The organism is Prauserella aidingensis, from assembly GCF_024171865.1.
Lineage (GTDB): Bacteria > Actinomycetota > Actinomycetes > Mycobacteriales > Pseudonocardiaceae > Prauserella > Prauserella aidingensis.
Genome location: NZ_JAMTCN010000039.1, coordinates 1 through 20,593, shown reverse-complemented (window position 1 = coordinate 20,593; position 20,593 = coordinate 1). Strand labels below are relative to the sequence as shown.

General features: G+C 68.2%; 20 protein-coding genes. 9 read left to right on the top strand and 11 right to left on the bottom strand.

Annotation, left to right across the window (positions count from 1 at the left end):
* Nucleotides 1-5: 5 nt before the first annotated feature.
* A complete protein-coding gene (locus tag LY13_RS24115; protein ID WP_253830859.1) occupies nt 6-626 on the bottom strand; it encodes a CueP family metal-binding protein in 621 nt (206 codons plus the stop codon).
* Between the two features lie 369 nt (nt 627-995).
* Nucleotides 996-1,127 carry a hypothetical protein gene (locus LY13_RS25785; RefSeq protein WP_301299583.1) on the bottom strand — a complete coding sequence of 44 codons (132 nt, stop codon included), beginning with the start codon at nt 1,125-1,127 and terminating at the stop codon, nt 996-998.
* 48 nt (nt 1,128-1,175) lie between these two features.
* Here LY13_RS25785 and LY13_RS24110 point away from each other — a divergent pair, with 48 nt between their 5' ends.
* Nucleotides 1,176-3,122 carry a heavy metal translocating P-type ATPase gene (locus LY13_RS24110; protein WP_253830858.1) on the top strand — a complete coding sequence of 649 codons (1,947 nt, stop codon included), beginning with the start codon at nt 1,176-1,178 and terminating at the stop codon, nt 3,120-3,122.
* 73 nt (nt 3,123-3,195) lie between these two features.
* On the opposite strand, the gene LY13_RS24105 is transcribed toward LY13_RS24110, so the two are convergent.
* From LY13_RS24105 to LY13_RS24085, 5 genes are all read right to left on the bottom strand, one after another.
* Entirely contained in the window at nt 3,196-3,393 is a 198-nt protein-coding gene (locus LY13_RS24105) for a hypothetical protein (protein WP_253830857.1), read from the bottom strand.
* Between the two features lie 329 nt (nt 3,394-3,722).
* The gene (locus LY13_RS24100) at nt 3,723-4,154 is read right to left on the bottom strand and encodes an Hsp20/alpha crystallin family protein (protein WP_253830862.1); all 432 of its coding nucleotides are present in this window, start codon (nt 4,152-4,154) and stop codon (nt 3,723-3,725) included.
* Between the two features lie 381 nt (nt 4,155-4,535).
* A complete protein-coding gene (locus LY13_RS24095) occupies nt 4,536-4,871 on the bottom strand; it encodes a hypothetical protein (protein WP_253830856.1) in 336 nt (111 codons plus the stop codon).
* A 161-nt stretch (nt 4,872-5,032) separates the two neighbouring features.
* Nucleotides 5,033-5,470 carry a PPOX class F420-dependent oxidoreductase gene (locus LY13_RS24090; RefSeq protein ID WP_253830855.1) on the bottom strand — a complete coding sequence of 146 codons (438 nt, stop codon included), beginning with the start codon at nt 5,468-5,470 and terminating at the stop codon, nt 5,033-5,035.
* A gap of 74 nt (nt 5,471-5,544) precedes the next feature.
* Nucleotides 5,545-6,816: a hypothetical protein gene (locus tag LY13_RS24085; protein WP_253830854.1), complete on the bottom strand. Its 1,272-nt coding sequence runs from the start codon at nt 6,814-6,816 to the stop codon at nt 5,545-5,547.
* A gap of 240 nt (nt 6,817-7,056) precedes the next feature.
* Between LY13_RS24085 and LY13_RS24080 the strand changes: the two genes are divergently transcribed.
* Both LY13_RS24080 and LY13_RS24075 read left to right on the top strand, forming a co-directional pair.
* Nucleotides 7,057-7,545: a hypothetical protein gene (locus LY13_RS24080; RefSeq protein WP_253830853.1), complete on the top strand. Its 489-nt coding sequence runs from the start codon at nt 7,057-7,059 to the stop codon at nt 7,543-7,545.
* 87 nt (nt 7,546-7,632) lie between these two features.
* Nucleotides 7,633-8,184 carry a PadR family transcriptional regulator gene (locus LY13_RS24075; RefSeq protein ID WP_253830852.1) on the top strand — a complete coding sequence of 184 codons (552 nt, stop codon included), beginning with the start codon at nt 7,633-7,635 and terminating at the stop codon, nt 8,182-8,184.
* Nucleotides 8,185-8,315: 131 nt separating this feature from the next.
* Here the strand turns inward: LY13_RS24075 and LY13_RS24070 are convergent, their stop codons facing one another.
* Nucleotides 8,316-8,894 carry a DUF305 domain-containing protein gene (locus LY13_RS24070; RefSeq protein ID WP_253830851.1) on the bottom strand — a complete coding sequence of 193 codons (579 nt, stop codon included), beginning with the start codon at nt 8,892-8,894 and terminating at the stop codon, nt 8,316-8,318.
* 71 nt (nt 8,895-8,965) lie between these two features.
* Nucleotides 8,966-10,348: an LVIVD repeat-containing protein gene (locus tag LY13_RS24065; protein ID WP_372493891.1), complete on the bottom strand. Its 1,383-nt coding sequence runs from the start codon at nt 10,346-10,348 to the stop codon at nt 8,966-8,968.
* 752 nt (nt 10,349-11,100) lie between these two features.
* Here LY13_RS24065 and LY13_RS24060 point away from each other — a divergent pair.
* From LY13_RS24060 to LY13_RS24035, 6 genes are all read left to right on the top strand, one after another.
* A complete protein-coding gene (locus LY13_RS24060; protein ID WP_253830849.1) occupies nt 11,101-12,507 on the top strand; it encodes a PepSY-associated TM helix domain-containing protein in 1,407 nt (468 codons plus the stop codon).
* Between the two features lie 150 nt (nt 12,508-12,657).
* Entirely contained in the window at nt 12,658-14,178 is a 1,521-nt protein-coding gene (locus tag LY13_RS24055; protein ID WP_253830848.1) for a bifunctional type I 3-dehydroquinate dehydratase/shikimate dehydrogenase, read from the top strand.
* Nucleotides 14,179-14,209: 31 nt separating this feature from the next.
* Nucleotides 14,210-15,427 carry an acyl-CoA dehydrogenase family protein gene (locus tag LY13_RS24050; protein WP_253830847.1) on the top strand — a complete coding sequence of 406 codons (1,218 nt, stop codon included), beginning with the start codon at nt 14,210-14,212 and terminating at the stop codon, nt 15,425-15,427.
* A gap of 108 nt (nt 15,428-15,535) precedes the next feature.
* Complete coding sequence (locus LY13_RS24045; protein ID WP_253830846.1) at nt 15,536-16,537, top strand: MFS transporter; 1,002 nt, start codon at nt 15,536-15,538, stop codon at nt 16,535-16,537.
* Nucleotides 16,525-16,797, top strand: a complete 273-nt coding sequence (locus tag LY13_RS24040; protein ID WP_253830845.1) for a hypothetical protein — start codon at nt 16,525-16,527, stop codon at nt 16,795-16,797. Before LY13_RS24045 ends, LY13_RS24040 begins: the two co-directional genes overlap by 13 nt.
* On the top strand, nt 16,787-17,419 hold the full coding sequence (locus LY13_RS24035; RefSeq protein WP_253830844.1) for a Chromate resistance protein ChrB: 633 nt from the start codon (nt 16,787-16,789) through the stop codon (nt 17,417-17,419). The genes LY13_RS24040 and LY13_RS24035 overlap by 11 nt, the downstream gene beginning before the upstream one ends.
* Nucleotides 17,420-18,035: 616 nt before the next feature.
* Here LY13_RS24035 and LY13_RS24030 read toward each other — a convergent pair.
* Both LY13_RS24030 and mhpA read right to left on the bottom strand, forming a co-directional pair.
* Nucleotides 18,036-18,824: an alpha/beta fold hydrolase gene (locus LY13_RS24030; protein WP_253830843.1), complete on the bottom strand. Its 789-nt coding sequence runs from the start codon at nt 18,822-18,824 to the stop codon at nt 18,036-18,038.
* Between the two features lie 105 nt (nt 18,825-18,929).
* Nucleotides 18,930-20,480, bottom strand: a complete 1,551-nt coding sequence (mhpA, locus tag LY13_RS24025) for a bifunctional 3-(3-hydroxy-phenyl)propionate/3-hydroxycinnamic acid hydroxylase MhpA (RefSeq protein WP_253830842.1) — start codon at nt 20,478-20,480, stop codon at nt 18,930-18,932.
* Between the last annotated feature and the right edge of the window lie 113 nt (nt 20,481-20,593).

Here is a 20,593-nt window from a genome sequence, read left to right as displayed (position 1 = left end):
CTCGCTCAGGTCAGCCGCAGGTTCGTGATGCAGGTGGGGTCGTCGTCGCTGCCCGTCGCGATGCGTGCGGTCCCGGTTCGCCCCTCGTGCGCGATCGTCAGCGTCGCCTCGATGTCCCGCGGCACCCACAGGCCGACGAAGCCGTTGTCGAAGGTCTCCCGCGTCTCGTCGACGAGCAGCACGTCACCGCCGGGGCCGGTGAGCACGACCCGGACCGCCGCGTTGCCAAGCTCGCCCTCGCACGTGGTCAGGCTGTGGAAGTGGCACTCGTGTGTCCGCTGCCGGTAGGGGGCGACCGATACGTAGACCTGGTCGTCGGGCATCGGCAGCTCGACCGCGCGCTGTTGCTCGTCACTGAGGACGAGCGCGTCGGGGCGCACGGATGCGAGCAGGTCGGACGGGCGGTCGTCGACGGGCATGCTGTCCAGTCGTTCGATGACCTCGGGGGTGTCGAGGTCATCAAGTTCGTGGTCGGCCAGCAGCCCACCGCCGCCTGCCCCATCACGGGCGGTCTGCGGGGCGGACGCGGACTCCGCGCCGGAACAGCCGGCGAGTGCGAGTCCGGCGATCAGGAGCGAGACGGCGGCGATGACCAGGTTCCGCCGCCGCGGCGCAGGGTGAGCCATGGGCGCATTCCTCGGTGAACAGTCGGCCGACACCACAACTCGACTGCGGGACGACGAGCCTGTGGTCGGGTTCGAACGTGACGATCACGATTCTCGCACCACCACGTTCCGATGATCCGCCAGCCGGCACGACCGTTGGCTCCGTACCCCTTAGGGGTATACCGTATCCACAGGTACACAGCACGGCACAGCACGGGCACACAGCACAGCCGCACAGAACGGCACGGGCACCAACGGCACGGGCACACAGCACGCCCACGAGCACGGCGATCGTCCGGACGCGAGCGCTGCGCGGAATGCACCCGCGTATCACCCTCGATGGGACGCCGAACGGAAGCGATGACCATGAGCCAGGATCCCTCGACACAGTCACCCGAGGCGCCCGAGCACGGGCAACACCACGAGTCCGACCCGCACGCGGGCCACCGGGCCCACCACGACGAGCACGACGAGAGCGCGGCCGATCACAGCCATGGCGACCACGGTGATCACGGCGGTCATGGCGGCCACGGGGATCACGTGGGGCAATTCCGCCGACTGTTCTGGATCATGCTCCTGCTGGCCGTCCCCGTGGTCGGGTTCAACGACATGTTCGCCGACCTCGTCGGCTACCAATTGCCCGACGCGGCCTGGGTCTGGTGGGTTTCTCCGGTGCTGGGAACACTCGTCTACCTCTGGGGCGGGTGGCCCTTCCTCAGTGGCGGTGCGGGTGAGATCCGCGCTCGCACTCCCGGAATGATGCTGCTCGTCGCCCTGGCGATCACCGTCGCGTTCCTCGCCTCCTGGGGCGCCAGCCTGCGGATCCTCGACCACGAACTGAACTTCTGGTGGGAGCTCGCGCTCCTGGTGGTCATCATGCTGCTGGGGCACTGGCTGGAGATGCGCTCCCTGGCCCAGACCACCTCGGCGCTCGATTCCCTGGCCGCACTGCTACCCGACGAGGCCGAGAAGGTCGACGGCGACCAGGTGGTGACGGTGGATCCCGCCGAACTGGCCGTCGGGGACGTCGTCGTCGTTCGCCCCGGCTCATCGGTGCCGGCGGACGGGACGATCACCGACGGCTCGGCCTCGATGGACGAGTCGATGGTCACCGGCGAGTCCAAGCCCGTGCGGCGCGGGAACGGTGACCAGGTCGTGGCCGGCACCGTCGCCACCGATTCCGGGCTGCGCGTCGAGGTCACGGCGATCGGCGACGAGACGGCCCTGGCCGGTATCCAGAAGCTCGTCACCGACGCCCAGGCCTCGTCCTCCCGTGCGCAGCGCATCGCCGACACCGCCGCCGCCTGGCTGTTCTGGTTCGCCCTCGGATCGGCCGTGCTGACCGCGATCGTGTGGTCGCTGACCGGACTGCCCGACGACGCCGTGGTCCGCACGATCACCGTGCTGGTCATCGCCTGCCCCCACGCGCTGGGGCTGGCGATCCCGCTGGTCGTGTCCATCGCGACCGAACGCGCCGCCCGCGGCGGTGTGCTGGTCAAGGACCGCCTGGCGCTCGAGTCGATGCGCACCGTCGACGCGGTGCTGTTCGACAAGACCGGCACGCTGACCAAGGGCGAGCCCGCCGTCACCTCGGTCGACCCCGCAGGCGATCGTGACGAGAACGACGTGCTGGCCCTGGCCGCCGCCGCCGAGGCCGACAGTGAGCACCCGCTGGCCCGGGCCGTGGTGGGCGCCGCCCGTTCCCGGGAACTCAGCGTTCCCGCCGCGTCCGACTTCTCCTCGTCACCCGCGGTCGGGGTGGCGGCGACGGTCGACGGCGCCGTGATCGAGGTCGGCGGTCCGTACCTGCTCGAACAGCGCGAAGCCGAGGAAATGCCCGTCGCCGACCGGTGGCGCGAGGAAGGCGCGATCATCCTCCACGTCCTCGCCGACGGCGAGGTCGTCGGTGCACTGCGGCTCGCCGACGAGATCAGGCCCGAGTCGCGCGAAGCCGTCGACGCCCTGCACGCCGCCGGCACCGAGGTCGTGATGATCACCGGCGACGCCAAGGCCGTGGCCGACACCGTCGCGGCGGATCTCGGTATCGACCGGGTGTTCGCCGGCGTCCGGCCCGAGGACAAGGCCGCCAAGGTCGCGCAGCTCCAGGAGGAGAACTACCGGGTCGCCATGGTCGGCGACGGTGTCAACGACGCCCCCGCGCTCGCCCAAGCCGACGTGGGCATCGCCATCGGCGCGGGCACCGATGTGGCGATCGGCTCGGCAGGTGTGATCCTCGCCAGTTCCGACCCGCGTTCGGTGCTGTCGGTCGTCGAACTGTCGCGCGCGACATACGGGAAGATGAAACAGAACCTGTGGTGGGCTGCCGGCTACAACCTGGTCTCGGTTCCGCTCGCCGCAGGTGTGCTCGCGCCCGTCGGGTTCCTGCTGCCGATGAGTGTGGGGGCGATCCTCATGTCCGCATCCACCGTCGTCGTCGCGCTCAACGCACAGCTGCTGCGCCGGCTCGAACTCGCCCCGGATACGAGCGCCACGCGAGCTCTCGAACGTTCGAGGTGATCCGTCGACGCCGCAGGCCCGGGCCCGGGTTCGGCGAGTGCTGTGCCGTCACGGAGTCGCATGACGCGAGCAGTCAGGTCGACGTGTCGACATGCGAGCTCGCCGTGATCCAGTGGTCGATCCGGATGTCGCGGTAGGTCGCCCCCGCACGAACCGGGTCAGGAAGACGGACTCGTCTGCTACCGGAGGTCGACGTCCGATCATCGGTGTCGCCGCTGAAGTCGACCCCGGTTCCGGGCGTATCGAGGAAGGTGATCTCCCTGGCCCGCACGGTGCTCCTGAACGACACGTCGGCGCAGGCGGGAGCGCAACAGATCGTAGGCCGCCACAACCGCGGCCAAGTGCTCGGCGTGGGATGCAGCCGGCGGACGCGGCGTCGGTACGACGCGGTGATCTCACGCAGATTCGCTCCGCGCGGGACGCCCAGCAGGGCGTACGGGTCGTGTCGTGGCGGCGCATGGCGTCCGCCGTGCCGAGAAGTCGTACTTGTCGAGAGCCGTATCTGTCGGAGTCGGGCGCGTGCCGTGGAAGCGACGTCCGGCCCCGCGGCAACGGAACTGCCCGTCGCCGCGGGGCCGGCTCGGAGCGCATCGGCTGCGCTCAGGCGTTGATCTCCTTGCGCTCCTCACCGCCGGTGATGGCGATCTTGCGCGGCTTGGCCTGCTCGGCCACCGGGATCCGCAGCGTCAGCACGCCGGCGTCGTAGCTGGCCTGCACCTTGTCGGCGTCGAGCGTGTCCCCGAGGAACAGCTGCCGCGAGAACGTCCCCCGTGGACGCTCCGAGACCTGCACCTCGTCGCCGTCGCCGTAGTCCGCACCGCGCTCGGCCTTCACGGTGAGGACGTTGCGCTCGACGTCCAGGTCGATCGCATCGGCCGAAACGCCGGGCAGGTCGAACTTGACGACGTAGTCGTCCCCGGAACGGAACGCGTCCATCGGCATCGCCGCGGGCCGCGTCGAGGTCCCGTTCTGACCGAAGAACTGCTGCGAGATCCTGTCCAGCTCACGGAACGGGTCCGTCCGCATCAACATGGCCACCAACTACCTCCTTCTCCGGTTGTCACGCTCGTCGTTACTCACCCCAGCCACCTTCACCGGGCGGCTTCATTCTTGACAACGATGAACTCAAGAAAGTTGTTCCCGAGGAGACTTCCACGGCACCCAGTAGGCCGGTGACCGACGTGGAGCCGTCACGCCAAGACCCTCGTTCACGGCGGCCGCACCGGCCTGAGCGTCGCCATGAGCATCGTGAACCCCTCCGATGCCACCTCTCGGTCGACTCCGGCTCGTCCACTGCCTTCACCTGAATTTATAGCCACGACTGCAAGTTGTGTCAAACAGTAGCTGCAGACAACCTGAGCTGATCCGAATGCAGGATCCCGCGCCCGAAAGGTCGTCACGACACGCGTCGCGCTATCCGACCGCGATCTCACACATGTCGCAGAACCCGGTACCGGCCGGCACCTCGACCCAGCACTGCGGGCACCGCGACCCTGTCCGGCCGGACGTACCTGCGGGCCCCGCGGCGCCCCTGCCATCCACGTGGTCCGGGCAATAGAGCAGGAGACGTCCGCGCGGGTCACCGCTCACCCGCGTCTTGACCACGGTGAGCTCTGCGGCCGGCCACGGCTGCTGATCCGTGCACCACGTGCAGCGGCGATATACGGCCGGGGCGCCGACACGCCCCGGAAACACCTCGGCGAGCACGTACTCGGTGTCGAAGTCGATCAGGTCCCGCTCGTCGCCCATGGACATCTCCACCGCTCGTGTCGCACGTCGTTCGCGCTGCCGTCGCGGCCCACGATGACAGCGCTCTACGACGTTTCGACCATCAACCCGGCAACGATCCGCGCGGTACCCCGCAGGGAGTCCGGAGGGAGTCCGGCGTTCCCGAACCGCCGGGTTCGGCCTCAGTCCGCCAGATCGGCGTGGGCGACGACCTTCGTGATGCGGGCGCGCACGAGCAGTTCACCGGCGACCGCGTTGCGCTTGCCGAACGCCTCGGCGTTCTCCTCCCCCATGTACCGACCGCCGATCGCCGTCGCCCACGGCAACATCGCGTCGAGGTCGTCGGACAACGTCGCCTCCGCGGTGAAGTGCACGTACGAGAACGGCGGGGCCTGGTCGTCGACCGTCATCGACAGTCGCGGATCGCGGCGCAACGCCCGGCCCTTGACCGTCTCCGCACCGGTGTTGAAGACGATCTCGTCGCCGCCCTCCCCCTCGTGGAGGACGAACCACACCGGCGTCACGTGCGGCGCACCGCCACCCCGGACGACGCCGACCTTGCCCGTGCGGGTGCCCTCGCTCGCGAACAGCCACCATTCGTCACGCGTCATCTCGTGCATGCCCGCAAGCTACCGCCCACACGACCGCGCCGCCGGGCGGCGACAACGCGCGGCCAGCAGGCGGAGGGCCGCGATCACCCCTGCTGCTCCTGTTCCCGCACCTCGTCGCGGCCCCGGCGCCGGGCGCGTTCGCGGTAGCCGTACGCGACCTGACGCACGACCTCGTCCGACTCCAGCCCCGAGCCGACGGCTCCCGCCAGCATGCCCATGCTCGTGAACCCCCAGGCCAGTGTCAGATAGACCGTGACGTCGGGTGGCGCACCGAGCGTGCTGGTCAACAGCTCGGGCGGCACGAGGAACTCGGCCAACCCGAGATTCACCGCGAACAGCACCACGTAGAGCATGACGGTGCCGGTCAGCACCGTCAGCACGGTTGTCGTGTTGTACAGCGGGACGAGCTTGCGAAAACTGCCTTCCCGGTTCTTGGTGCGCTCCCACAGGCCGTGCCCGAGAATCAACCACGCCGTGAGGACGGCGATCGAGAGGAACCCGCCGAGGATGCGACTGCCAGGCGGGAGCAGGTACCCGATCTTCCAGATCGTCGTGGACGACAGCCCGAAGGCGCTCGTCGCGAGCGCCGCCGCGAGCGCGCTCGACAGACCGAAGACCACTCGCCACGGACGGTTGGACAGCACCATGCCCCACAGCACGCGAGGCCAGCCGAGGAACCGGCTGAGCGGATAGCGGACCTCGCTGCCTTCGTCGTCGATGTCGGCCCTGGCCACCGCGGGCGACGACTCGGTGACCCGATCGGTGTCGCGCTCCTCCTGGAACAGCTCGCGGACGAGGACCGCCGAGATCTGCCGCAACGGTGTGCGGTGCCGGAAACCGAGTGCCGGCATCGACACGACGGCGAGTCCTCGTTCGCGGCTGCATTCGGCCAACAACGGGCGTGACCGCAGGAGCAGCGGAAGATCCGTCACGCAGATGACGTAGCGCCACTGCTCGTGGTCCCGATAGCGCTCGAGGGTGTCGAAGAGTTCACTCGTCTCGGCCGAGCCCGCGGCGATGGGGTCGGAGACGACCTGCACCTGCCAGTCCTCACCGGTGCGGTCGCCGAGCCACTGGGTGAGTTCGTCGGCGATGAGCGACCCGACGTCGACGGGCAGGTCCGGATCCGCGACGACACCGATGACGGCCACCCGCCCTCCGGGATGTTCGGCCTCCCCGAGACGTTGCTGCGCCTCCGGGTCCTCCTCCGGATCGGTGCCGACGTCGCTCGTGTCCTCGGCGGCGGCCTGTTCCTCCTCGCTGTTCTCGTCGGCACTGTTCTCGTCGGCACGGTTCGCGTCGACGGCGTTCGTGTCGGCGTCGTGATCCGGTGCGGAGTGAGCGGGTTCCGACATGGCGGCACCGTACCCACACCGGGGTGGCTTCTAACCCGTTCGGCGCGCGGGTCGCCACTGATCGGCCCTCCGCTGTTCGACGCCCGGGTGGTCGACGCCCCGTTGATCGGTGCTCCGCGGGTCGGTGCTCCGCGGGTCGGTGCTCCGTTGATCGACGCGCCGTCACCCCCGTCACGCTCGGCCCGACATGACACATTGACATGTCACAGTGATCGGTGCCACGGTGAACGGAACTCCTCCGTGGAGGTCGTCATGTGGCACACCGTCGTCTGGCACACCGTCGTCGTCCTCGTCCACGCGGCCGCTGCCGTCGCCGCGCTCGGTCTCGGTATCGCCGCGCTCCGCTTCCCGCCGCTGCTGCGGGCACACACCGCGACCATCGTGATCATGACTGCGGCCCTCCCCGTAGCCATCGCTCTCCGCTGGGCCGAGCGCGCACCGGCGACCACCGCGATCTTCTCCGGCCTCGCCGTGCTGGGGGCCGTCATGATCGTCCGGGCCGTGCTGGCCGAACGGTCGGCGCGCCTGGGCCGCCGCCGGGACGTGCTGTCCCACGTCGGCTTCAACGTGATCGCACTGGTCACCGGGTTCCTGATCCTCCCGGCGATGCGCTCCGGGCTCGGGCCGTTCGCCGTCGTCGCCACCGCGGTCCTCGTGCCGGTCGTCGGCAGCACCACGTTGCACCTGCTCCGGCGGCGACTCCCTGTCGACACCGCAGCCGCGGAATGAGCCGGGGCTCAGCCGGCGTGCCGCGGTCCGGACCTCTCGGGTGACGCCGTGCCACGATGACGACGGTCCGCGGGCGAGGGAGTGAGCGTGACGGTCAGTGCGACGGCGGGAGCCCTGCTCGGGCTCCTCGCGGAGAAGCCGATGACGGGCTGGGAGCTCGTGGAGGAGGCAGGCAGCCGCGTCGGCAACTTCTGGACGATCCAGCGCAGCCAGGCGTACCGGGAGCTCGCGGCGCTGGAACGGGAGGGCCTGTGCGAGTCGGCGCAGGAGGAGGTGCGGGGGCGACGGCGCTATCGCATCACCGACGCGGGGCGGGACGCCTACCTGGACTGGGTCGCGAGCACTCCCCGGGGCGAGAACGTGCGCGTGCCGTTCCTGCTGACGGTGGCATTCGCATCCGACATCCCACCGGACCGGTTCGCGGAGCTGGTCGAGGACCAGCGGCGCCGGCACGCCGAGAAGATCGAACGGTACGAGCGTCTCCGCGAACAGCTCGCCGCGGACGACTCGCCCCACGCGGGTGGCAGACGCGCCACGCTCGAACTCGGCATCGGCTACGAACGCGCCACCCTCGCCTGGCTGGACGAACTCCCGTCCCATCTGGGCATCGACCTGCCCGAGTCGACGACCGAGACCTGACACCCTCGACGGGCCGATCGTCGACGGCCTGCCTCATCCGGCGGGCGAACCTCAAGGGCCGAACGGGACCGCGTCAGTCCACTACGACCCTGCCCGGGCCGCCGATAACGGCCCGGGCAGGCGCGCTCGCATCACACGGAGTCGCGCATGTCGCGCATGGTCGCCAGCTGGGCCTTCTGCGTGGACATCATGTCCTGGGCCATCTGGTTCAACTCCTGGTCACTGCCATTGAGGATCACGTCCCGCAACATGTCGACCGCACCGTCGTGGTGCGGGATCATCAGGTCCAGGAACATGCGGTCGAACTCGGCACCGGACAGGGTGGCGAGCCGGTCCATTTCCTCCCTGGTGGCCATACCCATCCGCTCGACCATGTCGGGGTTGTCGAGCACGTCCTGGTACGCGGCCTCCGGGTCGGTGACCGGCAGGCCGTTGCGGCCCTGCCAGCCCTGCATCATCCAGATCTCCAGCCCTTGCTCGACGTGTATACGGTCGGCCAGCGCGGCCAGCTCGGTGTCCGCCGCCCGCTCCGGGGCCAGTTCGGACATGAGGATCGCCTGCTGGTGGTGCGGGATCATCATGCGGGTGAACTCGGCGTCGACCTCGTTGTACGTCGACGCGGCCGCACTCGCGGTTCCCGCCCCGAGCATACCTGCCAGCAGCACCACCAGCAGCGAGAGTGTCCGCAGGGACGGTTTCTCCAGGGACATCGCCCACTCCCTTCCGAAAAGCCCGCCGCTGGGCCCGGCGGCACACCGGGCCCAGCGGCGGGACGGATCGATCACTCGGGGTACGAGTACTGGGTCTGCGGGTTGAGGACGTCCAGCTCGACCTGCTGAGCCTGGCCCATGCCGGGACCGGTCACCTTCATGACGTCCAGACCACGCGTGATGTCACTGGAGTAGACGTACCCGTTGTAGTAGTACGCCGACCAGGAACCGCCGAGGGTCAGCTGCTCCTCGTCGACCGGGCCGCGGTCGAAGTAGCCGATCTCATGCGGCGCGGTGGTGTCGGTGAAGTCGAAGATCGACACACCGCCCTGGTACCAGGACTGCACGTAGACGTTCCGCCCCGGAACGGGGATCAGATTCCCGTTGTGTGCCACGCAGTTCTCGGTGTTCTCCTGGTGACGCGGGATCTTGTAGTAGCTCTGGAAGTCGAGCTCGCGGTCGTCCCCGCTGCCGGTGATGTTGTAGATCGCGTCGGCGCCGCGCTCCGGGCCGACCATCTCGTTGCACGTCGGCGCGCCGCCGCCCCCGAGCTCGTCGGTGAACAGGACGCTCTTGCCGTCGTTGGTGAACGTCGCCGAGTGGTAGAACGCGAAGTTCGGGTCCGACACGGTGGTGATCACCTTCGGGTCGACGCGGTCGGAGATGTCCATCAGCGCGCCGTCACCCATGCAGGCCCCGCCCGCGAGGTCCTGCTCGGGGAAGACCGTGATGTCGTGGCAGCCCGCGGTGCCCGCCGATCCGCCGTCCGGGAACAGCACCGGCTCGGCGACGACCTCCGCGTCGGCCGGGCTGTCGGCCGGGACGTTGATGATCGAGATCGAGTCGTGCGGCGGCTGGCAGTTCGGGAAAGCCGGATCCGGGTTGTACGACGAGACGTAGAGGAGCACGTCCTCGCTGTCGTTGTCCGGAACCATGGTGTGCGTGTGCGAGCCACAACTGGTCTGGACCCCCTTGAGGTAGCGGGGGTTCGACTTGTCGCTGATGTCGAAGACCCGCACGCCTTCCCACGAGTTCGGATCGTCGTAGGACCCCGACTCGCTCTGGCAGGTGTCGTCGGTGCGCGCGTAGTCCACCGACATGAACAGCAGGTCGCCGTCCGGGCTCACCGACACGTCGCCCTGCCCGCCCGGGCAGTGCACCTGGGTGACGGTCTTCGGCTTGTGCGGCTTGGAGATGTCGTAAATGGTGAAACCGTCGTAGGCGCCCTGGATGGCGTAGTCCTGGTAGAACGCCAGGTCGCTGTGCGTGGACCCCTCCAGCGGCCCCTGCTGCGGCACGTTGGCCACCGGGTGGACGTTGTTGCTGTGCTGCACGTCGTCACCGGGTGACGCTGCGGCCGCCGTCGGCGCGGTCAGCGCCAGCCCGGTGACGGCGGCAGCCAAGCCGAGTGCGAACGGCCTCCGGGATCTCCGTCGGCCACGGAATTTCAGCATTTCGGTCAACCTCCCTGAAATTCATCACTCAGGACCCGTCAGACAAGCGGGATGATCCCAAGATTTCCGGCGAGGATCGTTACACGCCGGAATTGCTTTCGGACAGACCGTGTTCAACTAATTGGGCAGTACGGAGTAGGGGTCACCGCTACATGTCGCATTGCACGCTGGGCCGAATGCGCATAAACGGACAGATCGCCGGATCGGACAAGGACGACCTCCGTGGTCTCACCGTGGTTCACGCAGGGCGAGCGGCCGACACTCGACGGGCCTGCCGCGGGAGTTCCGCACCGGTTCCTGATACGGGAACCAGCTCGTCGCCTTCGATCCGATACGTCCACAACCGTCGTCGATGACCATTTTCACGCCACCTGTGCGGACGTCACTCGAGCACGCAGGCCGCACCACAACCGACGACGACACCCCTCGCTCATCCCACACCCGAGCACTGAAAACGCAACGCTGCTGCACGTGAAAGCTAACCGTGGTTACACTTTTCCCGCGCCTATCGCTCCGGGGCGAGTTCGCGATCCCGAAACCACCGCGTAATCCCGTCCGTTGGACGGATCCTCCCGGCCGTCACGGACGAAAACCCTTCCGTCACCCGGACATTGATACCGGCGCAACAGTGGATCAACATCTTCCCAGTAGAAGACGAGCAACGACGACGCGGGCTCATAATTGGTTTCGCAGTTCTGGAAACCGCCATCACATTGTGGGCCGTTCCACCCTGCGCACTTATTGGGAGCCCCATGGAAAAGCGCACCACGGACGGATCACCGGAGACGCTCGAGGAACCACCGATCACCCCGGGAACCGTTTCCCCCGACGTTCCGAACACCGAGAAACCACGTTCAGGACTGGGACTCCTCGCGCGGCGAGTGCATTTCCTGGCGGGTTTCGCGGTCGCGCCGTTCCTGGCGATCATGTGCCTGACCGGACTCGCCAACGCGTTCACCCCGCAGATCGTCGACGCAGTGCACGAGCAAGAACTGTTCGTCGACACCGACACCGGAGTGCCCCGGCCGCTGTCGGACCAGGTCGCCGCGGCCGAGGAGGCTCATCCGGAAGGGACGGTCAAGGCGGTCCTCCCTCCTCCGGACGAGGACCGCACCACCAAGGTCGTCATGGCGGTACCCGGACTGCCGGACGTCGACGAGTTCGCCGACGAAGACCTCACCGTCTACGTGAACCCGACCACCAATCGCGTGCAGGGCGAGCTCATCACGGTCAAGGACCGCCCGCCGGCACAGGCGTGGTTGCGGCACTCCCACGGCAATCTCCACCTCGGCCCTCCGGGCAGGTTGTACTCCGAGTTCGCGACCACCTGGCTTCCGGTGATCGTGGCCTGCGGACTCGCACTGTGGGTCGCGCGACGGCGCTCCGGCGGGTCGCGCGGTCTGCGCACCCGTGCGCACCGACCGTCGTCCCAGTACGCCCGGCTGCGGGGACTGCACGGCTCGCTGGGACTGCTGCTCGGCCTCGGGATCGTCGCACTCGCCGTCACCGGGTTCTCGCAATCCAACTACGTGGGCGACCGGGTGGACCAGTTGCTCGAAACCTTCGACTCCACCGCGCCGGAACTCGAAACGGAGAAAGTCCCCGTACCACCGGGTGAAGAGCAGATCGGCATCGATCGCGTACGCGAGACCGCCGACGCCGAAGGTATGCGCGGGGAACTGACCATCACCGCGCCCGCGGAACCAGGCGCGGTGTGGCATGTCGCGGAGACCTCGACGGGCTGGCCGATCCAGCGGGACAGCATCGCGGTGGATCCCTACAACGGTCAGGTGATCGAACGTGTCGCGTTCGACGACTTCCCGCTTCTGGCCAAGCTCAACATCTTCGGCGTCCAGGCGCACGACGGCACGCTGTTCGGCATCGGCAATCAGATCGTCGTCTCACTGCTGGCCCTCGGCACTTTGGTACTGATCGTCCTCGCCTATCGGATGTGGTGGAACCGGCGTCCCCGCCATGCGTTGTGGCCGCCCAACCCGCCGCCGGTGTGGCGCAGTCTCTCGAAGGCGGAACTGCTCGCAGTGGTGGTCACCAGCGCGATCCTCGCCTGGGCCATGCCCGTCCTCGGCGTCACTCTGATCGGGTTCGTCGTCCTCGACACCGTCATCAACGCCGTGAAGCGACGGCGCACGAGAACCTGAGACCGGCACCTCCTCGCACGAGTCGATGCGGCCGGCATCGCCGGTGACACGCCTTCGGGACTGATTCTCCGCGGACATGCGTGGGGGCGGTGCGCCGTGCCGGTCCCCACACCCGACCGATTCCGCCGTTCACGCAACCGGGAGGCGACATTGCTTCGCACCGAGAGTTCAGGACCACCGTGGACCAGTGCTGCGGTCAACGCGGTCGTCACCGAGCCGCTGTCCGGCGATGCCGGCGAACTGGCCGCACTACGGCACCGGCCCGATCTGCTCGACGTGCGAGCCGATCTCGTCGGCGATCCGGCCACGGCAGGGCTACGGGAGCGTTTCGGCTGCCGATGGGTGTACTGCCTCCGCAGTCGGGACCACGGCGGCGAGTTCGACGGTTCGACCGAGGAGCGGCACGCGCGACTTCTCGCCGCTGCCGAGCACTACGACGTGGTCGATCTGGAAGCCGATCACGACCTGGTCCCGGCCGTACTGAACCGCATTCCGGTGCCACAACGGCGCATCTCCTGGCACGGAATCACCGCGGATCACACCGCGCTGCACGCACGCTTCGACCGTATGGCTTCCGTCGGCGCCGGCCTCTACCTACTCACGACCGACGTGTCACGGGCGGAACAGGCGTTGGCGCCGTTGCGGTTTCTCCACGACATCGGGCGACCGGACGTCACCGCGTTCGCGACCGGATCGGCCGGTTTCTGGAGTCGCCTGCTGGCTCCCCGGCTCGGTGCTCCGGTCGTCTTCGGCAGCGTGTGCGACGGCAGCGCCGACGTGCCCACCGTCGACCGGCTCGTGGCCGACTACGGCTTTCCGCACCTTCCTCCCCTGCACGCCGTGTACGGCATCATCGGCCGCTCGGTGCTGACATCGGTGTCGCCACGCGTGCACAACACCGGCTACCGCGCGCTCGGCATCCCGGCGCTGTACGTGCCGTTCCAGGTCGAGGATTTCGCCTCCTTCTGGAGCGACGTCGCCGAGTCGGGCCTGTCAGGCATCGGCCTGCCACTGAAGGCCGCCACCGTGGTCTCTCCGCACAAGGAGGCCGCGCTCACGACGGCGGATACGACCAGCCGCGCAGCACGCAGGTCCGGGGCGGCGAACTCGCTCGTCCGGCGTGGGGATTCCTGGTGCGCCGACACGTCCAACAGCCCCGCGGTCAGCAAGGCGTTGGCCGACTTCGCCGTACCCGTATCCGGCCGCAAGGCTGCCGTGATCGGTTGCGGCGGTGCCGGGCGCGCCGCCGCGCTCGCGCTCACCGCATGCGGTGCGGAACCGGTGCTGGTCAACCGCGATCCCGATCGCGGCCGGGCGGTCGCCGAAGCGCTCGGCTTCGACTTCACACCCCTCGACGCGTTCGGCGCGAACGGGTACTCGCTGCTCGTGCATGCGACACCGGTGACCGACCACGTGCCGTTCCGGTTCGAACCTCCCGACGACGCGGTCGTCGTCGACATGGTCTACACCTCCGAGGAGACGGCGGTCGTCACCGCCGCCCGCGAGCGCGGGCTCACGGTCGTCGACGGGTGGGACGTGCTGCTCGCCGACGCCGGTTGCCAGTTCACGTTCATGACCGGTCGGCACCTCCCCACCGAACAGACCCGCGCGCTGCTGCGCGCCGCGCGGCGCGGCAGGCCGGACCAGACAGCCCCGGCTCCCCGAACGTAACGACCCGACAGCCCCGAAGGAAGGATCACACGTGGACCTCTCGATCTCGGAAGCGACGTGGCTGCAGAGCCTCGGTCCGCGCAGCCGCGAACTGCTCCACCAGGTCGGCGACGTCGCCGCGGAGTGCGCCAAGCGCGCGGACGAACACGACCGGGCAGGCACCTTTCCCGGCGAGGACTTCGACGACCTGGCCGCCGCGGGCCTGAACGCCGCGACCGTCCCGCGCGAACACGGAGGGTTGGGGCTCGGCCCGTTGAACGGTGACACGCTCACGTGGTGGCTGATGACCAAGGAGCTGGCCAAGGCCGACCTCTCACTGGGCCGATGCTGGGAGGGGCACACCAACTCGCTCGTGCTCCTCCACGCGCTGGCGTCCGAACAGCAACAGGAACGCTGGTTCGACGGCATCGTCCACCGGGAACAGAAATGGGTGGCGTGGAGCGGCGAGCCACAGGCGCGAAAGCCCGGTGAGGGTGCGCGGTTCGGCACGAGCATCACCGCCGTCGAGGGCGGATGGGTGCTGGACGGGACGAAGGCGTTCGCGACGGGCGCGACCGGTGCGGACTGGGCCCTCCTGCTGGTCAACACCGCGGGCCCGGGCGGTGCCAGGCACGCCGACGCCCCGCCCGAGGGGCTGCTCCTGCTGGCGTGTGACCTCTCCGATCCCACCGTCACCGTCGACGAGTCGTGGTGGGACCCGATCGGCATGCGGGCCACGGCGAGTCACGTGGTGGAGTTCGACCGGACGTTCCTGCCCGAGGCGAACCTCGTCGGCGCCCCCGGCGCCTATCTGCATCAGGGCTGGCAGAGTGCCTTCACCCCGCACTACGCGGCCAGTTTCCTCGGCGCGGCCGAAGGCGCCTTCGACTACGCGCTCGAGTATCTCGCCCGCCAGAACAAGACCGCAGATCCCTACGTCCAGCAACGCGCCGGTTCCATGAAGGTCAACATCGACACCTCGCACCTGTGGCTGGCCCACGTCGCACGACTCTGGGACAGCGGTCACCGCGCCGGAGCGCAGCGCGCGGGGAACAGCGCCCGCCACCTGGTCGAACACCTCGCGCTGGAAACGGTCGACCACTGCGTCCGAGCCTGCGGGGCGCGCAGCCTCGTCCGGCCCAGTCCGGTGGAACGGATTCTGCGCGACCTCACGTTCTACGCACGCCACGACAACGACGATCACGTCCTCGCCACGATCGGACGCGCAGCACTCGGCGAAACCCACGACTCCTCGTTCTTCAAGCCCTGACCCGCCACCACCACGCACGCGGGAGCTCTCGTGTCGATCGGCGTCGATCCGTCCACGGCAACGCGGGTGAGAAGCGCACCCCGGGGTCCGACCGGCTACCGGGGCCGGGTGATCGTCTCGGCCTCCGTGGCGCTGGCCATGACCGCTCCGGGGCAGACCGCGGCCATCTCACTGTTCGTCGACCCGCTGGCCGCATCGCTGCACGTGTCCCGGTCGGCGGTGGCCATGGCCTACTCGATCGGCTCACTGGCCGCTGCGCTGGTGATTCCGCTACTCGGCAAGCTGCTGGATCGCTTCGGCGCACGCCGCGCGATGCTGGCCGTCGGTGTCTGTTTCGGTGTGGCCCTGCTCGCTGCCGGGACCGTCACCGAGTTGGCCGGCCTGACCGCGGCCTTCGTCGGCATCCGCGTCGGAGGGCAGGGAGCACTGAGCCTCGTGGCGACCACCGCGGTGACCATGTACATGCTGCGGCACAAAGGCCTGGCGACGGGAATCGTCTCGGCGATCGGCACCTCTGCGATCTCCCTCGCACCGTTGGCGCTCGAGCGGCTGATCGGCGACCTCGGCTGGCGCACCGTCTGGCAGTTGGAGGGCTGGGCCGTTCTCGTGATCATGGTGCCGGTGGCACTGCTGATCCTTCCGCCGCACGTGCACTCCGGCGGGGAGACCGCAACGAACGTGAAGCCGGCCGAACCCGGCTCGAGATACCGTCCCGGCGGCGAGGCGGCGGACCGGGGACACGGGCCGTCCGCCGACTGGACGTTGCGGGACGCGAGCCGGACGCCCGTGTTCTGGGTCGTCGTCAGCGGTGCAGGCGTGTGCAGCCTGATCACCACGGCATTGATGTTCCATCAGGTTTCCCTGTTGGGGAACGCGGCCTGGGCACGGCCGAAGCGGCCGCGAACTTCGTCCCGCAACTGGTCGCCGGGCTGCTCGCCAGTCTCCTCGTGGGCTGGGCGGCCGACCACGTCGGCGACCGTGCACTCGTCGTCGCCATCATGGCGGTGCTCGCGCTCACCACACTCACCGCCGGGTGGGTGCGTCCGGGGTGGACGGCCGTCGCTTACGGCGTGGCGCTCGGCGCCTGCACCGGTGGGGTGCGCACGCTGAAGGGAGTCGCGTTCGGAGACTGCTTCGGACTCGGACACCTCGGAACTCTGCGCGGTGCGGTGCATGCGGTCGTCATCGGCACGTCTGCGCTCGGACCTCTCGTACTCGCGCTGGGCAGAGGGTGGTCGGATTCCTACCGAGAAGCACTGGCCGTCCTGTTCGTACTGCCCGTGCTGGTCGCCGCGGCGGTGTGCGCAGTCCGGCTGCCCCGGCACGCCCGGCGGCCCGACCATGCGACCGATCCCGTGGATGACCGGTGACGATCGCGTCGCCGCCGGCGTCGGCCGGGACCGTGCTCGACTGCGTGCTGGCACGCTGAAGGGTGTGACGATGGACTTCTCCGACCACGAGACCGGCCAGGGGTGGCTGCTGCTCGTCTACCGGGTTCCCCGCGAGCCGACGCGGTTGCGCGCGAGCGTGTGGCGGAAACTGAAGAGTATCGGCGCGGTCTACCTGCAGAACTCGGTGGCGGTGCTGCCCGAGTCTCCGACCCACGAACGGTCGCTGCGTGCGCTGCGCAAACACATCGAGGAGCTGGGTGGCTCGGCGCAACTCATGCGCTGCGACGTGCTGGCCGGCAATCCCGACGTCGTCGCGACCTACAACGCCGCGCGGGACGAGGAGTACGAGGAGATCATCGACCGTTGTCGCGGTTTCCTGGCCGAGATCGAGAAGGAGACGAGCGCCGAGAAGTTCACCTACGCGGAGCTGGACGAGAACGACGAGGACCTCACCAAGCTGCGGGGCTGGTTCGACAAGGTCCGGCTCCGGGACTCGCTCGGCGCCGATCGCAGGGGCGAGGCCGAGACGGCCTTGCGGGACTGCTTCGCAGCGCTCGACGTCTTCGCCGACAAGGTCTACCGGGCCGAGGACGGTCCGTGAGTACATGGCGCTCACTCCGAACCGCCTCGCCAAGGCATGCGGGAACGGCCGATGAGAAGGGGCCGACCCTGTCACGGGTCGACCATGATGTGTGGAGCTGAGGTCACCTCGCTCGAACAAGGTGGCCACGGCTGGTGACCAGGGGCGGGTGTCCAGAGGCGAGTGACCAGGCACGCGGATGGCGTTGCGCCACTGCTCGTGGTCCCGATACCGCCCGGGGCATCGAAGGTGCTGGCTGGTCCCGGACCGGCTGGCGGAGCACGTTGATCAACACGAAGGGCACCGCAACGCGCACTTCCACGCAAGGGTCGACATGACATATCGACATGTCACAGTGATCGGTGCCACGGTGAACGGGACTCCTCCGTAGAGGTCGTCATGTGGCACACCGTGGTCATCCTCACCCACACGGCCGCTGCCGTCGCCGCCCTCGGTCTCGGCATCGCCGCACTCCGCACCGACCTCGCATCGGTACACGATGCACCACGTACGACAGCTCGCATCGTCAAGGCTCAGAAATGGGTGGTCGGTCGTGACGAACCTGCCGCCTTCCATCCGGCCCCTAGCGACCACCGCGTGTCATGTATCGCACCCGTGTGGCGGCGTTCGTTTAGACTCAGCCAGTTCCTACGCTGGTGTTCGCGTAGCGGCTGACGAACTCACGGATCTCCCGAGAGATGACCTCGGGAGACTCGTAAGGGGCGAGATGTCCTGCGTTCGACAAGAAGACCAGCCGGCCTCCGGGCATCGCGCGGACGTCGGCGATCAACTTGTCCTGCGGGGCGATCGTGTCTCTGCCGCCGAGGACGTAGCACGCCGGCACGGCGATCCCGGGCAGCTCCTCGAACATGCTCGTGTAAGCACCGCCACCGTCGCCGAGCCAGCTGCGCCAGAACTGCTCTGTGACAGCGGTCGACATCGTGCGCGCAACATCCGTCGTCTTGCTCGGGTCCAGCGAGATCGCCCTAATGGCCTGCGTGAGGGCTTCGATGTCGCCAAAGGACTTGTAGAACCGTTCGATGACTGGATCGCCCGCCTCGGTACCGCCCGCGTTCCACGGCATGAGCGCCATGACCGCGAGCACCTGGTCGGGCCGGTTGAGAGCGATCCGTACGCTGACCGCGCCTCCGAAGGAGAGACCGACGATAGCGAAGCGTTCGAGGCCGAGTTCATCACACGCGTCGATCACCGTTGGGGCGAGCGTGGCGAGGTTCGATCCATCGGCAGGCGCATGGATGGAACCCGCGTGGCCCGGCAGGTCCATGAGAACCAGGCGGTAGCCGTCGAGTTGGGGTGCCACCTCGGACCAACACTTGAGCGAGCAACCGAGTCCGGGCAGCAGAACGATCGAGTCCGGCCCGTTTCCCTGCTCCTCGTAGTAGATACCGTTGCTCGTCTTCGGCATGAGATTCCCTTCGTGTGGCCGTCTTGTGCTCCGCGCGAGGATGGCGTCATGCAGGACGCTTGATCCGGGCTTCCGTTGATCGCCGCGCGAGCGGGTGTCACGCCGCTACACCAGCCACAGGCTTGCGCGAAGTGAGGCGAGCAGACCCGTTATCTCGGAGAGCCCGGTAGCAGTGCCAAAGACATAGAAGTCCGGGCGAACCAGCACGGCCACGACACCGTGCTCCTTGAGCCAATCACTCAGCGCCCCACCTTCTTCCTGCAATCCTTCGGCGCCAACCACCACCGACCGCAGCCCAATGGCGCGCTCGAGGTCCGAGACTGCCGCAGTCGTCGCCGCGTCCAGTTCAACCATGCTGAACAGGTTGAACCCGCGGCCAAGCTCATCGTCGGATCGAACGGTCTTCCCGTCGCCCGTGCGCAGCAAGGGCTGTACGGCCAATCGACCGGCCAACGGTTGCCCGTCTTGGAAACCCGCCCCGACGGGCGGTTGGAACGGTGGTGGAAGCTCGGTTGTTGACCGCATCTCGTCACGACGTTGCGCCGCACGAACGGGGTCGGTGTCACAGACGACGGTCCCTACCCGCACCGACTCTTCGATGTAGGCGGTGACCTGCGGCTTTCTCGAGGCCGTGTACAGGTCCAGGAGCTTCGGGTCCGCGGCGCCGGTCAGCACGAGGTCGAACATCCAACTCAGGGTTGCGGCATCCCGGATACCAGAACTCATGCCTTGTCCGAGGAACGGCGGCATGGCGTGCGCAGCGTCGCCGGCAAGCAGAACCGACCGGCGGCGGAACGTATCGGCCACGACGGATCTGAACTGGTAGACCGTCCGCCGGATCACTTCCCCTTCTTGCGGGCCGATCCAGGGCTTGAGCAACTCCCAGACGCGTTCCGGCTCCACCATCTCGGTGGGATCGTCGCCCTCGACGAGCATGAACTCCCAGCGAAAGTACCGCTGAGCCACCCGGCCCATGTGGTTCGGCCTCGCGGGGTCGAGCACCTGGCCGGTGTCCGGGATATCCAGTGCCGGGACGCCAGGCCGCGGCCGGACGTCGACGACCAGCCAGTCGCCCCGGAAACCGAGATCGTCCGTCCGAATACCGCAGAGCGCGCGTACCGCGCTGTTGACGCCGTCTGCCCCGACCACATAACGAGCGGTGACGACGCCGCCGTCCGCCAACGTCGCCACCACGTGGTTGTCCCCCTGGCGCAGATCGACCAGCTCCGCACCGAAACGAACGTCTACTGTGGAGCATCGGCGGACCGCCGCGTCCAGGACACCTTCGAGTTCCGGCTGGTAGAAGTGATACGACGCGTCCCAGCCGGAGGGAGCGGCCCATTCCCGTGGTAGGCGAGAAATCACGCCTCCGTCGGCATCGAGAAACTCATACACACGAGCTGGTTCGGCAATGCGTCGTACGTCGTCCGCAATGCCCAAAGACTGAAAGACGCGCATGATCTCGTGATCAAAGTGTCCGGCTCGGGGCGTCTCGTAGCGCCCGACTCGCCGCTCGCACACCAGAACGTGGTGCCCCGACGCGCCCAGTAGAGCTGCCAGGCTCTGACCGACCGGGCCGTAACCTACAATGAGGACATCCGCATCCACAGCGTCCGACGTGGTCGTCGATGCGCGGGGTTCATCGACAATACTCATGTGTACCGGCCCTTCGCTTCATTGAGTTGATCTCAGCGAGTTTCAGGTCGGCCGGTGTTCGAGGTGAGTGAGGGCGAGTGCGGCTTGGATGATGCTGCCGATCTTGCTGGGGC

Excerpts from the sequence above, each read along its gene's own strand:
- LY13_RS24115 (WP_253830859.1), bottom strand. The coding sequence starts at position 626 with ATGGCTCACCCTGCGCCGCGGCGGCGGAACCTGGTCATCGCCGCCGTC.
- LY13_RS24060 (WP_253830849.1), top strand. The coding sequence starts at position 11,101 with ATGGAAAAGCGCACCACGGACGGATCACCGGAGACGCTCGAGGAACCA.
- LY13_RS24100 (WP_253830862.1), bottom strand. The coding sequence starts at position 4,154 with ATGTTGATGCGGACGGACCCGTTCCGTGAGCTGGACAGGATCTCGCAG.
- LY13_RS24095 (WP_253830856.1), bottom strand. The coding sequence starts at position 4,871 with ATGGGCGACGAGCGGGACCTGATCGACTTCGACACCGAGTACGTGCTC.
- LY13_RS24030 (WP_253830843.1), bottom strand. The coding sequence starts at position 18,824 with ATGCCGAAGACGAGCAACGGTATCTACTACGAGGAGCAGGGAAACGGG.
- mhpA (WP_253830842.1), bottom strand. The coding sequence starts at position 20,480 with ATGAGTATTGTCGATGAACCCCGCGCATCGACGACCACGTCGGACGCT.
- LY13_RS24085 (WP_253830854.1), bottom strand. The coding sequence starts at position 6,816 with ATGTCGGAACCCGCTCACTCCGCACCGGATCACGACGCCGACACGAAC.
- LY13_RS25785 (WP_301299583.1), bottom strand. The coding sequence starts at position 1,127 with ATGACCGCCGTGATCACCGTGGTCGCCATGGCTGTGATCGGCCGCGCT.
- LY13_RS24035 (WP_253830844.1), top strand. The coding sequence starts at position 16,787 with ATGACCGGTGACGATCGCGTCGCCGCCGGCGTCGGCCGGGACCGTGCT.
- LY13_RS24090 (WP_253830855.1), bottom strand. The coding sequence starts at position 5,470 with ATGCACGAGATGACGCGTGACGAATGGTGGCTGTTCGCGAGCGAGGGC.
- LY13_RS24110 (WP_253830858.1), top strand. The coding sequence starts at position 1,176 with ATGCTCCTGCTGGCCGTCCCCGTGGTCGGGTTCAACGACATGTTCGCC.
- LY13_RS24070 (WP_253830851.1), bottom strand. The coding sequence starts at position 8,894 with ATGTCCCTGGAGAAACCGTCCCTGCGGACACTCTCGCTGCTGGTGGTG.
- LY13_RS24065 (WP_372493891.1), bottom strand. The coding sequence starts at position 10,348 with ATGCTGAAATTCCGTGGCCGACGGAGATCCCGGAGGCCGTTCGCACTC.